A 13,336-nucleotide genomic window follows, 5' to 3' on the forward strand; every position below is an offset into this window, starting at 1 on the left:
TCGGTGGGAGGCCGGCGCCGCTCGACGGCGTCGGTCCCCGACCTGGTCTCCCGAGCACGCGAGGGTGACCCCCGGGCGGTCGCACGGCTGATCTCGCTGGTCGAGGACGAGTCGCCGCTGCTCCGCGAGGTGATGGCCGCGCTGGCCCCACACACCGGGCACGCCCAGATCGTCGGCATCACCGGCTCGCCCGGGGTCGGCAAGTCCACCTCGACCAACGCCCTGGTGACCGAGCTGCGTCGCCACGGCAAGCGCGTCGGGGTGCTCGCGGTCGACCCCTCGTCGCCGTTCTCCGGCGGCGCCCTCCTCGGTGACCGGGTGCGCATGCAGGACCACGCCCTGGACCGTGAGGTCTACATCCGCTCGATGGCCTCGCGCGGCCACCTCGGGGGCCTGTCGTGGACGACGCCCCAGGCCCTGCGGGTGCTCGACGCCGCCGGCTGCGACGTGATCCTCATCGAGACCGTGGGGGTCGGCCAGAGCGAGGTCGAGATCGCCGGGCTCGCGGACACCACGATGGTGCTGCTCGCGCCGGGCATGGGAGACGGGATCCAGGCCGCCAAGGCCGGCATCCTCGAGATCGGCGACCTCTACGTCGTGAACAAGGCCGACCGCGACGGCGCCGACCAGGTCCGGCGCGACCTGCGGTCGATGCTCGCGCTGGCGGACCGCCCCGAGGGCGCCTGGAAGCCGCCGATCGTGAAGACCGTCGCGCAGCGTGGCGAGGGGCTGGACGAGGTCGTCGAGCAGATGGACGCCCACCACGCCTGGCTCGAGTCCTCGGGCGAGCTCGAGAAGCGGCGTACCCGCCGCGCCCGCGACGAGATCGAGGCGATTGCCGTGACGGCGCTGCGCGAGCGCTGGGGCGACGTCCACGGGCGGTCCGAGCTGGACGACCTGGCGGCGGCCGTGGCCGCCGGCAAGTCCGACCCCTACTCGGCCGCCGACGAGCTGCTGGACGCCTTCACCGACTGACCGTCTCCGCCACGCGACGGGCCGCGTCGGGGTCGAACAGGATCGTGTAGTGGTTGGTGTTGTCGACCGTCTCGACGGTCAGTGCCGGCACGGCGTGGTCGTACTCCGCCACGGCCTCGGCGGGCAGCAGCCCGGGCGGCTCGCCGAACATGCCGCGCGGTGCCACCAGCAGCGTGGTGGGCAGGGTCGTGCCCCGCAGGGCGCGGTCGATGGCTGCTGCGGACAGGAGCAGGTCGCGCCCGTCGGCGCGCACCGCCTCGTCGACCGCGCGGGAACGGACGCCGTCGGGCGTCTCGAGCACGTCGTAGCGGACGTAGGCCTCGATGGTGTCGTCCCAGGAGGGCCCGAGGGCGGGGTGGGCACGGAAGAAGTCGACGTACGACGTCACCGAGGGGTACGTCGTGCGGAGCCGCTCGAGGGCCGGCCCGAGGGTGGCCGCGAGCAGCTCGTCCGGGTCGGCGCCCTCGGGCAGGGGCAGCGGGACGCCACCGTCGACCAGCACCACCCGGCTGAAGAGGTCCGGCCGCTCCGCGGCGGCCAGCACCGCGACGTACGCGCCCATCGAGTGGCCGAGCAGCACGACGTCCCCGCCGAGCGCGCCGGCGACGGTCGTCACGTCCGTCGCGTGGCTGTCGAGGCCGAAGGGGCCTCGCAGGTCGCGTGAGGCGCCGCGTCCCCGCAGGTCGAGGGCGACCAGGGTCCAGTCGTCGGGCAGCGCCGCCGCGACGGCCGGCCACGCCATCGCCGAGGCGGTGATCCCGTGGACCGCGAGGACCGTCCGGGGGCCGCTGCCGAAGCGCAGCGCGTGGAGGGTGCCGGCGGGGGAGTAGAAGGAGATCGGGTCCGGGGTCACCACCACATGGTGGCCCAGATCACATCATCGGTGTTGCAGGCGCGCCTGGCGCTCCCGCCGCGCCGACCCTGCTAGACACATCTGGACCAGTGCTTTCGGGGGTAGTGGACGGAGTTTTCTCGGGATGAACGGCAAGAAAGTGGTCCTCGGCCTGCTGGTGCTGTTTCTGGGTTTCTGGATGTTCCAGGACCCGCACGGCTTCGCCGTCTCGGCCAAGTCGGCCGGCGCCGGCTCGTGGGACGCGCTCACGGTGGTGTTCCGCGGCGTGATCCGGTTCATCGGCGAGATGAGCTGAGTTGCGGCTGGCTCGGCCGACCGACGTCGACATCGGCAAGCACCTCCTGCGCGACGAGGGGGAGGTGATCGTCGACGTCGTGCACCACCACTGGGCGGCGTACACGCTCCCGGTCCTCGAGAGCGCGCTCGCGGTGCTGATGCTGGGGGCGACGTCGGTGGTGCCCGTGCAGGTGTCGACGGTGCCGTTCGTCGTCGCGCTGGCGCTGTTCGCGCACGCGGCGTGGGGTGCGGCGCGGGAGCGACGCGACCGGTTCGTGATCACGAACATGCGGGTCTTCCGGCTGCACGGCGTGCTCTCCTCGAACCTCGCGACCATGCCGCTGAGCCGGATCCTCGACATCACCGTGGTCAAGCCGCTGCACGGACGGATCCTCGGCTTCGGCCACTTCGTCTTCGAGTCCGCCGCGCAGGAGCAGGGGCTGCGCGACATCCGCTACGTCGGGAGGCCCGACCAGCGCGACCTCGCGATCCAGCGGGTGGTGCAGCGCTCGGGCCTGCGGGGGCCGAAGCGCGTGAACTAGGGTGCGCGCATGTCGCGCCTGCCCTTCGACCCGATCGACGAGGCCGCCCGGCAGTGGGCGCTGCGGTGGCCGGGGGTGCCCGCGATGCACGCGGTCACGTCGCTGATGCGCGTGCAGCAGCTGGTGATCGGGCGGCTCGACGCGATCCTCAAGCCGCACGGGCTGACCTTCGCCCGCTACGAGGCGCTGGTGCTGCTCGTCTTCTCCTCGCGCGGGTCGCTGCCCCTGGGCAAGATGGGTGAGCGGCTCCAGGTGCACCCCACGTCGGTCACCTCGATCGTGCAGCGGCTGGAGGCCTCCGGGCTGGTCGTGCGTCGCCCGCACCCCGAGGACGGACGAGCGGTGCTGGCCGAGATCACGGACGCCGGGCGGGCCCTGGTCGAGACCGCCACCCGCGACCTGGTGGACTCCGACTTCGCGCTCGGCGCCCTCTCCGACCACGAGCTCCGCTCGCTGTCGGAGCTGCTGTCGCCCGTGCGGCACGCGGCGGGGGACTTCTGAGCCGAGCAGTGGCGCGCGAGGAACGAGCGCGCCGCGTGGGCTCGGCCAGGTCGAGCAAGCGACGCGACCGAGGAACGAGGTCGCTCGAGCGCGTCGAGACCGGGTGAGATGCCCAGGGCGTTGAGTGGCGACGTGCGCTGGTGCAGTGTGTCTCGCATGGCCTCCGCCGACGACGTACGCCGCGTCGGGCTCGCGCTGCCGCGCGCGTACGAGCGGATGGTCCGGGGGCGGTGGAAGCTCAGGGTCCGCCAGATCGTGTTCGTGGCGTTCTCGGCCGACGAGACCTCGATGGGCTTCGGCTTCCCCCGGGCCGAGCGGGACGGCCTGGTCGAGTCCGACCCCGAGACCTTCTTCCTGCCGCCGACCTCGGACCTGCGCTACCAGTGGGTCTGCGCGCACCTCGACCGGCTCGACCCCGAGGAGATGCGCGAGCTGGTGACCGACGCCTGGCGGATGTGCACGCCGGCGATGCTGCACGACCTCCCCGAGCTGCCGGCGCCGACCGCCGCGGCCTGGGCGGCGATGGATACGGGGGAGTGGGACGAGCTCGCCACGATGCTGCACCCGGACGTCGAGTGGTCGGACGGGTCGCTGCGGCTGCGCGGCCGCGACCGGGTCCTGGCGCACCTGCGCGACCGGCCGACGCCCCGGCCGCCCGTGGAGGTGGAGGTGCTCGAGGGGCAGGTGCGGCGCTGGGCGCGTTGACGACTTCACGGAATTAGTAGGGCGTCCTACTATTTGTCCATGACCGAGAACGCACGCGCCCGCTGGCAGTCCCGCTACGAGCAGTCCCGGGTGCGTGAGGCCGACTTCACGACGCTCAGCGGGCTCGAGGTCGAGCCGGCGTACGGCACCGACGCCTCGGAGTGGCCGGGCGAGTTCCCCTTCACGCGTGGGCTGTACCCCACCGGCTACCGCGGCCGGACCTGGACGATCCGCCAGTTCGCCGGCTTCGGCAACGCCCAGCAGACCAACGAGCGCTACAAGATGATCCTCGGCCGTGGCGGCGGCGGGCTGTCGGTCGCGTTCGACATGCCCACGCTGATGGGCCGCGACTCCGACGACCCCAAGTCGCTGGGCGAGGTCGGCCACTGCGGCGTCGCGATCGACAGCGCCGCCGACATGGAGATCCTGTTCGACGGCATCGACCTCGGCGACGTCACCACGTCGATGACGATCAGCGGCCCGGCCGTGCCGGTCTTCTGCATGATGATCGTCGCCGCGGAGCGCGCGGGCGTCGACACCGGCAAGCTCAACGGCACCCTGCAGACCGACATCTTCAAGGAGTACATCGCCCAGAAGGAGTGGCTGTTCGGCCCCGAGCCGCACCTGCGCCTGATCGGCGACCTGATGGAGTACTGCGCCGAGAAGATCCCGGCCTACAAGCCCCTCTCGGTCTCCGGCTACCACATCCGCGAGGCCGGCTCGACGGCCGCGCAGGAGCTGGCGTTCACGCTCGCCGACGGCTTCGGGTACGTCGAGCTCGGGCTCTCCCGCGGCCTCGACGTCGACGTCTTCGCACCCGGGCTGTCCTTCTTCTTCGACGCGCACGTCGACTTCTTCGAGGAGATCGCGAAGTTCCGCGCGGCCCGCCGGATCTGGGCGCGCTGGATGCGCGACGTCTACGGCGCGAAGACCGAGAAGGCCCAGTGGCTGCGGTTCCACACCCAGACCGCCGGCGTCTCACTGACCGCGCAGCAGCCCTACAACAACGTCGTGCGCACCGGTATCGAGGCGCTGTCCGCGGTCCTCGGTGGCACCAACTCGCTGCACACCAACGCCCTCGACGAGACGCTGGCGCTGCCCTCCGAGCAGGCCGCCGAGATCGCGCTGCGCACCCAGCAGGTGATCATGGAGGAGACCGGCGTCGTCAACGTCGCCGATCCGCTCGGTGGCTCGTGGTACGTCGAGGCGCTCACCGACCGCATCGAGGCCGAGGCCAACGCGATCTTCGACAAGATCCTCGCGATGGGCGGCTCCACGCTCACCCACGCCGACACCGAGCAGCTCGCGGAGAAGATGCGCGTCTCGACCGGCGAGGCGGACGCGGCCGAGTGGCCGGTGACGCGCGGCCTGCTACGGGGCATCGAGGAGGGCTGGTTCATGGGCGAGATCGCCGAGGCGGCCTTCCAGTACCAGGTCGCTCTCGAGAAGGGCGAGAAGCGGATCGTCGGCGTCAACTGCCACACCGACTCGGTCACCCACGACCTGGAGATCCTGCGGGTCTCGCACGAGGTCGAGGTCGAGCAGGTCCGCGAGCTGTCCGCCCGGCGTCAGGGCCGTGACGACGCCGCCGCCCGGGCCGCGGTCGACCGGATGGTCGAGGTGTCGCGCACGGACGAGAACATCATCGAGTCGATGCTCGAGGCCGTCCGTGCCGAGGCCACGCTGGGCGAGATCTGCGACGCGCTGCGCGCCGAGTGGGGGGAGTACCGCGAACCCGCGCGGTTCTGATGTGATCGTCGGGTGAACCTCACCCGCCTGCTCGCCGGGCTGCCGGACCATCCGCGGGTCGTGGTGTCCGGCAACCACGCGACGCCGTGGCACACCCTGTCCCTGGTCGACGAGGCGCTGCCGTCGTACCGGCTCTGGGCGCTCAACGGCCAGTCCGGCCTGCCCGACCGGGACGGGGTCGTCCTCGAGACCTCGTTCGTCGGTCCCGGCATGCGACGCAGCCCGCGGCTGAGCTACGTGCCGTCGAGGCTGTCACTGGTGCCCAGGCTGTTCGAGACCTCCCTGGTGCCGGACGTGGTGCTGGTGCACACCACCGCGCCGCGCGGTGGCCGGGTCTCGCTCGGCACCGAGGTCAACGTGCTGCCCGCCGCGCTGGAGGCGGTACGCCGCCGCGGTGGGCGGGTGGTCGCCCAGGTGAACCGGCACATGCCGTGGACCTTCGGCGACGCGCTGGTGCCCACCGACGCCATCGACCTGATGGTCGGGGCCGACGAGCCGCTGGCGCACGCGCCGGTCGCGGCCATCGACGAGGCGTCGGCGCAGATCGGCGGCCTGGTGGCGCATCGCGTCGGGGACGGCGCGACCCTGCAGGCCGGCATCGGTGCGGTGCCCGACGCGACCATGCGCGGTCTCGTCGGGCGGCGCGGGCTGCGGATCTGGACCGAGATGTTCTCCGACAGCGTGCTGGCCCTCGAGCGGGCCGGGGCGCTGGACGTGGACGTGCCGGTGCGCTCGTCGTTCCTCTTCGGATCCGCCGAGCTCATGGAGTGGGTCGACGGGAACGAGCGGGTGGAGATGGTCCGCACCGAGGTCACCAACGACCCCGCCCGGATCTCCGCGAACCCGGCCATGGTCAGCGTCAACACCGCGCTCCAGGTCGACCTCTTCGGGCAGGCGAACGCGTCGCGGATCCGCGCCCGCATCCACTCCGGCTTCGGCGGCCAGACCGACTTCATCGTCGGGGCGCTGCACAGCAGCGGTGGCCAGGCGCTCATCGCGCTGCGGTCCTGGCACCCCAAGGCCGACTGCTCGACCGTCGTCCCCCTCGTGGACGAGCCGGTCACGTCGTTCCAGATGAGCGCGATCGTCACGGAGCAGGGGACGGCGGAGGTCTTCGGGCGGGACCAGCAGGAGCAGGCCCGGCAGATCATCGACAACGCGGCCCACCCCGACGTGCGCGAGGAGCTGAGGGAGGAGGCGGTGGCGCTCGGCCTCGCCGCGGCTCTCTAGGATTGGCCGCATGACGCAGCAGCCGTTCAGCCGCCCCGGAGCGATCGACCTCTCGGCCCTCAAGCGCCCCGCGCAGCCGACCCCGCCTCCGGCGGGCACCGCGGGTGCCACTCCGGCCGGCGCCGGCGGCGCCCCGGCCGGCGGCTCGCCGTACGCCGTGGAGATCTCCGAGGAGAACTTCCAGGCGACCGTCGAGGCGTCGATGACCGCGCCGATCATCCTGGTGTTCTACTCGCGGACCCGGATGCCGGAGAGCGGCCAGCTCGCCGACGACCTCGAGACGCTCTCCGCCGAGTTCGAGGGCCGCTTCCTGCTCGGCCTCGTCGACATCGACGCGGCGCCGGGTATCGCCCAGGCCATGCAGATCCCGTCGATCCCGCTCGTGGTCGCCGTGCTCGACGGTCGCCCCGCCCCCCTCTTCCAGGACGTGCTGCCGTTCGAGGAGCTGCGTGCCGCGCTGAACCAGGTGATGCAGCAGCTCACCGCGCAGGGCATCACGGGTCGCCACCAGCCGCGCACGGGTGCTGCCCCCGAGGCGGCCGACGCCGGCGACGAGGAGCAGGTCGACCCGCGTTACGCGCCGGCCCAGGAGGCACTCGGCGAGGGCGACATCGACCGGGCCGTCGCGGAGTACCAGAAGCTCGTGGACGCCAACCCCGCCGACGCCGAGGCCGCCGCGGGTCTCGCGATGGCCAAGGTGCTCCAGCGGACCCGGGGTGTCGACCTGCAGCAGGCCCGCGCGGCCGCCGCGGCGAACCCCGACGACGTGGAAGCCCAGACCCTCGTCGCCGACCTCGACATGCTCGGCGGCCACGTGGACGACGCGTTCAACAGGCTCGTCGACCTGGTCCGCCGCAGCAGCGGCGACGAGCGCAACCAGGCGCGCGAGCACCTGCTCGGCCTGTTCGGCGCCGTCGGCAACGACGACCCGCGGGTGCTGCGCGGGCGGCAGAACCTCGCCTCGGCGCTCTTCTGATCAGCGGGCCAGCGCGGTGAGGACCGCGCTGACCGCGGGGGAGTCGGACATCGACCTGCGGTGCACCGCGATGATGTCGCGGGTGGGCTCCGGGTCGTGGGCGGGCACGCCCACCAGGTCCTCCCCGAGGGGCTGACGGCCCAGGCGGGGCACCAGGGCGATGCCCAGCCCCGCGCGCACCAGCGCCAAGTGGGAGTCGAACTCCATCGAGGTGTGCGCGATCCGGGGCAGCCGGCCGGCGCCGTCGTACATCCGGGTCAGCCACTGCCGGCAGATCGTGCCCTCCGGGGTGGCGATCCAGTCCTCGTCCACGAGGTCGCGCGGGCTGACCCGGCGTCGACGCGCGAGCGGGTGGTCGACCCGCACCACCACCTCGGCCACGTCGCGCGCGAGGTGCGTCGACTCGAGGTGCTCGGGGACCCCCAGGGGGACGTCGCCCCAGCGGTGCACGACCCCGACGTCGCTCTGCCCGGAGGCGACCAGGTCGATCGTGTCCCACGGTTCGCGCTCGGTCAGGACCAGCGCGAGGTCGGGGTGGGCCGCACGCAGGTCGCGGGCGACGGGTGCGACCAGGCCACGCATGGCGGTGGAGAACGCCGTGAGGCGCAGCTGGCCCGCGACGGCGCCGGCCCGTCGGTGCAGGCCGGCCTCCATCTCCTCGAGGTCCGCGAGCAGCCGCGCGCCCGTGTCGACGAGGTGCCGGCCGTGGCCGGTGAGCACGACGCCGCGGCCGACCCTCTCGAGGAGGGGTACGCCGGTCTGGCGCTCGAGGCGCTTGACCTGCTGGGAGACCGCGCTCGGCGTGAACCCGAGCGCCTCGGCGGCGGCGACCACCGAGCCGTGCGCGGCCACGGCCCGCAGGGACGCGAGTGCCGGCAGGTCGATCATGCAGCGATGCTACATGGACACGTGGATAGATGATCGCTGGTGCTTCATGGTCGTGACCCGGCAGGCTGGCCCCGTGAACCGTCGCGACTCCCTGCTGGCCGCCCTGGTCGCCACGATCTGGGGCTTCAACTTCGTGGTGATCGACTGGGGCATGCACGGGGTGCCGCCGCTGCTGTTCGCCGCGATCCGGTTCGCCGCGGTCGTCGTGCCCGCCGTGCTGCTGGTGCCCCGGCCGAACGCCCCGTGGCGCACGATCGCGGCGGTCGGGGCGTTCATGTCCCTGGGTCAGTTCGGCTTCCTCTACGTGTCGATGGCGGCCGGGATGCCACCGGGGCTCGCCGCGCTCGTGCTGCAGGCGCAGGTCATCTTCACGGTGGTGATCGCCGCGGGGGTGCTCCGGGAGCGGCCGACCGCGCCCCAGGTCATCGGCGTGCTGCTCGGCTCGGCCGGGCTGCTGGTCGTCGCGGTGGGACGCGGTGGCCACGTGCCCGCGTCGGCCCTCGCGCTCTGCCTGCTCGGCGCGCTGTCCTGGGGCATCGGCAACGTGGTCTCGCGCGCCTCGGGCGTGGCCGGCGGGTTGTCGCTGACGGTGTGGTCCGCCCTCGTCGTCCCCGTGCCCCTGCTGGCCCTGTCGCTCGCGCTGGACGGCCCCGCCGCCGTGTCCTCCGCGCTGGCGTCGTTCTCGTGGCAGGCGGCGGTCTCGACGCTCTACACCGCGGGACTGGCCTCGCTCGTCGGCTACGGCCTCTTCAACGGCCTGCTCTCCCGCAACCCGTCCGCCGCGGTCGTCCCGTGGGTGCTGCTCGCGCCGGTCGTCGCAATGGCGTCGGCCTGGCTGCTGCTCGACCAGCGGCCGAACGCAGCCGAGACGCTCGGCGGCCTGGTGCTGGTCGTCGGCGTCCTGGTGGCCCTGCGGCCCGCGCGGCGTGCACCGGGTGCGTCGTACGAACCGGTCGTGGGGGCGGCCGGTTCGGATGACGTCCGGCGGGACGTCGTACGAACCGGTTGCGGGGACGACCAGATCGGATGACGTCCGAGCGGCCTGGTGGCGCGCCTCAGCGGTCGGCCAGCGCCGCCCGGCCGGCCTCGAGCCGGGCCACCGGGACCCGGAACGGCGAGCAGGAGACGTAGTCGAGCCCCACCTCGTGGAAGAAGTGGATCGACGAGGGGTCGCCGCCGTGCTCGCCGCAGATGCCGAGGTGGAGGTCGGGGCGTGCCTCGCGCCCGAGCCCCACGGCGGTCCGCACGAGTGAGCCGACGCCCTCGGTGTCGAGGGACTCGAACGGCGAGACCGGGAAGACGCCCTGCTCGAGGTAGGTCCCGAAGAACGACGCCTCGACGTCGTCACGCGAGAAGCCCCACGTCATCTGGGTCAGGTCGTTGGTGCCGAAGGAGAAGAACTCCGCCGACCCGGCGATCTGGTCCGCGGTGAGGGCGGCCCTCGGCAGCTCGATCATGGTGCCGACCTTGAAGGCGAGGTCGACCCCCGTCTCGTCCTGGACCGTGCGGGCCACCTCGATGATCCGCTTCTTGACCAGGTCGAGCTCGCGCACCGAGGCGACCAGCGGGATCATGATCTCGGGCCGCGGGTCGCCGCCCTGCTCGACCCGCGCCGCGGCCGCCTCCAGGATCGCCCGCGCCTGCATGGTGAACAGGTCGGGGATCACGATGCCGAGCCGCACCCCGCGCAGGCCGAGCATGGGGTTCTGCTCGTGCAGGCGGCGTACGGCCTCGAGCAGCTTGCGCTCCCGCTTCTTGCGGTGCCCGCGGGTGTCCGCGAGCGCCATCGCGACGGACAGCTCGGTGAAGTCGGGCAGGAACTCGTGCAGCGGCGGGTCGATCAGCCGGATCGTCACCGGCTGACCGTCCATCGCCTCGAGGATCTCGGTGAAGTCCTGGCGCTGCATCGGGAGCAGGGCCTCGAGCGCCCTCTGCTGCCCCTTGTCGTCCTCGGCGACGATGAGGTTCTCGACCAGCTCCCGACGCTCGCCGAGGAACATGTGCTCGGTGCGGCACAGCCCGATGCCCTGGGCGCCGAACCGCCGGGCGCGCGCGGCGTCCCCGGCGGTGTCGGCGTTGGTGCGGACCGCGAGCCGACGGCTGGCGTCGGCGTGCTCCATCAGCCGCGCGACGGCCGTCACCACCGGGTCGCCGGTCTGCTCGTCACCCTCGAAGTAGCGGACGACGTGGGAGTCGGCCACCGGTACGGCGCCGTCGAAGACCTCCCCGGTCGTGCCGTCGATGGAGATGACGTCGCCCTCGCGGACCGTCTTGCCACCGCGCACCGTGAACTCGCCGTTCCGGGTGTCGACCTCGAGCGCCTCGGCGCCGCACACGCAGGTGCGGCCCATGCCGCGGGCCACGACCGCGGCGTGCGAGGTCTTGCCGCCGCGACTGGTGAGGATGCCGCGCGCGACCATCATCCCGTGCAGGTCGTCGGGGCTGGTCTCCTTGCGGACCAGGATGACGTCCTCGCCGCGTTCGGCCCACTCGACCGCGGTGTCCCAGTCGAACACCGCCTTGCCGACGGCGGCGCCGGGGGAGGCGTTCATGCCCTTCGCGAGCAGCGTGCGCTCGGCGTCCGGGTCGAAGCGCGGGAACATCAGCTGGGCGAGCTGGGCGCCGGTCACCCGGCCCAGCGCCTGGTCGAGGTCGATCAGTCCCTCGTCGGCCATGTCGACCGCGATCCGGAAGGCGGCCTCGGGGGTGCGCTTGCCGACCCGCGTCTGCAGCATCCAGAGCTTGCCCTGCTCGATGGTGAACTCGATGTCGCACATGTCGCGGTAGTGGTGCTCGAGGGTCGCCATGATCGTGAGCAGCTCGTCGTGCGAGGCCTTGTCGATGTCGCCGAGGTCGGCCAGGGAGACGGTGTTGCGGATGCCGGCGACGACGTCCTCGCCCTGCGCGTTCTGCAGGTAGTCGCCGTACTCGCCCTGGCTGCCGGACGCGGGGTCGCGGGTGAACGCGACGCCCGAGCCCGAGGACATCCCGCGGTTGCCGAAGACCATCGCCTGGATGTTGACCGCGGTCCCGCCGTCCTCGGGGATCTGCTCCTGGCGCCGGTACAGCACCGCACGCTCGGTGTTCCACGACTCGAAGACCGCCCGCACCGCGAGGTCCATCTGCTCGCGCGGGTCCTGGGGGAACGGTCGTCCGGCGTGCTCCTCGATCGCCTTCTTGAACGTCGCCACCAGCTCGGTCAGGTCGCCCACCTCAAGCGCGACGTCGTCGGTGGTGCCGCGCCGATCCTTGAGCTGGTCGAGCTCCTCGGAGAACACCTCGTCGTGGATGCCGAGCACGGTCGTGCCGAACATCTGCAGCAGCCGGCGGTAGGAGTCCATCGCGAACCGCTCGTCGTCGCTCTGGGTCGCCAGGCCGTGCACCGACTCGTCGTTCAGGCCGATGTTGAGGACCGTCTCCATCATCCCCGGCATCGAGTGCGCGGCGCCCGAGCGGACCGACACCAGGAGGGGGTCCCGCGGGTCCCCGAGCGCGCGGCCCATCGCCTTCTCGAGCGCGGCGAGGTGCGTGCTGACCTCGTCGCCGAGCGTGTCCGGCAGGTCACCCTGCTCGAGGAACGCGCGGCAGGCCTCGGTCGTGATCGTGAACCCGGGTGGGACCGGCAGGCCGAGGTTGGTCATCTCGGCGAGGTTGGCACCCTTGCCGCCGAGCAGGTTCTTCTGCTCCTTGTTGCCCTGGGCGAAGTCGAAGACGTAGGTGGTCACAGGGCAATCTGTACCCCGTTTCGGCCCCGATGGGCAGGGTCAACGGGTCAGAAACCCGACTCGGTGTACGCCGAGGGGCCGCCGCCGGCGACCTGCTCGAGGGCGGCCCGGACCCGCCGTGCGGTGAAGTCGGCGCACCGCTTCTCCACCTGCTCGAGGGTGCAGAACTCGGCGGACCGGATCTCCCGGGTCTGCTTGACCACCGACTCGAGGATCGTCGGTGCGTGCCGGCCGCCGTCGAAGACCAGGCACAGCGCGTCGTCCCAGCCACCCCACGGGGGCAGCCAGTCGGTGAGCAGCAGGCCGGCCGCCTCGATCTGCAGCCCGAGCTCCTCCTCGACCTCGCGGGCGACGGCCAGCTGGGGTGACTCGCCGACCTCGACCACGCCGCCGGGGAGGTCCCAGTCCTGCTTGTAGGTGAGCTGGCAGAGCAGCACCCGCTCCTCGTGGTCGCGGATCAGCATCTGGCTGATCGCGCGCTTGCGGGGCAGGAAGGAGTTGAGCAGCGCCCGGAAGCCGTCGGGCTCGTGCGCGGGGGCGTCGGTGGACAGCCGTGCGTAGACGATCCGGTCGACGCTCTCGCCGTCGACGGTGATCCCGCGCATCACGCCCTCGCGCCGCAGCCCAGACCAGGTGGCGACCCGCTGGCCGAGCTCGTCGTCGGGGGAGACCAGAGCCTCCACCCGCCCGTGCGTCTCGAGCGCGTCCTCGACCTCACGGCGTACGACGTCGACGGCAGCCGAGAACCCGGAATCGTGCAGGTCGGCCACCCACTCGACCCGCGCGACGCCGTCGCCGACGGTCGTGATGGTGGTCTGGTCAGGCACGGCTCCACCCTAGCGACCGGATGGTGCCGTCCCCGATGTCGAGTCGGCGCAAGCTCGTTGCACTTGCGCCGACTCGAGCTGTTTTGCTG

General features: G+C 72.3%; 13 protein-coding genes. 9 read left to right on the plus strand and 4 right to left on the minus strand.

Annotation, left to right across the window (positions count from 1 at the left end; genetic code table 11):
* Positions 1-3 precede the first annotated feature (3 nt).
* Positions 4-975, plus strand: a complete 972-nt coding sequence (meaB, locus tag ACZ43H_RS04080; RefSeq protein WP_464587969.1) for a methylmalonyl Co-A mutase-associated GTPase MeaB — start codon at positions 4-6, stop codon at positions 973-975.
* Here the strand turns inward: meaB and ACZ43H_RS04085 are convergent.
* Complete coding sequence (locus ACZ43H_RS04085; RefSeq protein WP_464587971.1) at positions 965-1,828, minus strand: alpha/beta fold hydrolase; 864 nt, start codon at positions 1,826-1,828, stop codon at positions 965-967. The genes meaB and ACZ43H_RS04085 overlap by 11 nt on opposite strands.
* Positions 1,829-1,952: 124 nt before the next feature.
* On the opposite strand from ACZ43H_RS04085, the gene ACZ43H_RS04090 reads away from it, so the two are divergent.
* The 7 genes from ACZ43H_RS04090 to ACZ43H_RS04120 all read left to right on the plus strand — a co-directional run bounded on the left by ACZ43H_RS04090 (position 1,953) and on the right by ACZ43H_RS04120 (position 7,807).
* The gene (locus ACZ43H_RS04090) at positions 1,953-2,123 is read left to right on the plus strand and encodes a hypothetical protein (RefSeq protein ID WP_379178208.1); all 171 of its coding nucleotides are present in this window, start codon (positions 1,953-1,955) and stop codon (positions 2,121-2,123) included.
* 1 nt (position 2,124) lies between these two features.
* The gene (locus ACZ43H_RS04095; protein WP_464587973.1) at positions 2,125-2,646 is read left to right on the plus strand and encodes a PH domain-containing protein; all 522 of its coding nucleotides are present in this window, start codon (positions 2,125-2,127) and stop codon (positions 2,644-2,646) included.
* Between the two features lie 9 nt (positions 2,647-2,655).
* On the plus strand, positions 2,656-3,147 hold the full coding sequence (locus tag ACZ43H_RS04100) for a MarR family winged helix-turn-helix transcriptional regulator (protein WP_464587974.1): 492 nt from the start codon (positions 2,656-2,658) through the stop codon (positions 3,145-3,147).
* A gap of 156 nt (positions 3,148-3,303) precedes the next feature.
* A complete protein-coding gene (locus ACZ43H_RS04105) occupies positions 3,304-3,852 on the plus strand; it encodes an MmcQ/YjbR family DNA-binding protein (RefSeq protein WP_464587976.1) in 549 nt (182 codons plus the stop codon).
* A gap of 39 nt (positions 3,853-3,891) precedes the next feature.
* The gene (locus ACZ43H_RS04110; RefSeq protein WP_464587978.1) at positions 3,892-5,601 is read left to right on the plus strand and encodes an acyl-CoA mutase large subunit family protein; all 1,710 of its coding nucleotides are present in this window, start codon (positions 3,892-3,894) and stop codon (positions 5,599-5,601) included.
* A 12-nt stretch (positions 5,602-5,613) separates the two neighbouring features.
* A complete protein-coding gene (locus ACZ43H_RS04115; protein WP_464587980.1) occupies positions 5,614-6,831 on the plus strand; it encodes an acetyl-CoA hydrolase/transferase family protein in 1,218 nt (405 codons plus the stop codon).
* 10 nt (positions 6,832-6,841) lie between these two features.
* Entirely contained in the window at positions 6,842-7,807 is a 966-nt protein-coding gene (locus ACZ43H_RS04120; RefSeq protein WP_464587981.1) for a co-chaperone YbbN, read from the plus strand.
* Here the strand turns inward: ACZ43H_RS04120 and ACZ43H_RS04125 are convergent, their stop codons facing one another.
* Positions 7,808-8,695, minus strand: a complete 888-nt coding sequence (locus tag ACZ43H_RS04125; protein WP_464587982.1) for a LysR family transcriptional regulator — start codon at positions 8,693-8,695, stop codon at positions 7,808-7,810.
* A gap of 73 nt (positions 8,696-8,768) precedes the next feature.
* Here ACZ43H_RS04125 and ACZ43H_RS04130 point away from each other — a divergent pair, with 73 nt between their 5' ends.
* Positions 8,769-9,725 (plus strand): EamA family transporter, encoded by a 957-nt coding sequence (locus tag ACZ43H_RS04130; protein WP_464587984.1) that lies wholly within the window; start codon positions 8,769-8,771, stop codon positions 9,723-9,725.
* Positions 9,726-9,750: 25 nt separating this feature from the next.
* Here the strand turns inward: ACZ43H_RS04130 and ppdK are convergent, their stop codons facing one another.
* Both ppdK and ACZ43H_RS04140 read right to left on the minus strand, forming a co-directional pair.
* Positions 9,751-12,420 carry a pyruvate, phosphate dikinase gene (ppdK, locus tag ACZ43H_RS04135; RefSeq protein WP_464587986.1) on the minus strand — a complete coding sequence of 890 codons (2,670 nt, stop codon included), beginning with the start codon at positions 12,418-12,420 and terminating at the stop codon, positions 9,751-9,753.
* Between the two features lie 47 nt (positions 12,421-12,467).
* Positions 12,468-13,247 (minus strand): NUDIX hydrolase, encoded by a 780-nt coding sequence (locus tag ACZ43H_RS04140; RefSeq protein ID WP_464587988.1) that lies wholly within the window; start codon positions 13,245-13,247, stop codon positions 12,468-12,470.
* Positions 13,248-13,336: the final 89 nt, after the last annotated feature.

It is taken from the genome of Nocardioides sp. DN36, from assembly GCF_055380375.1.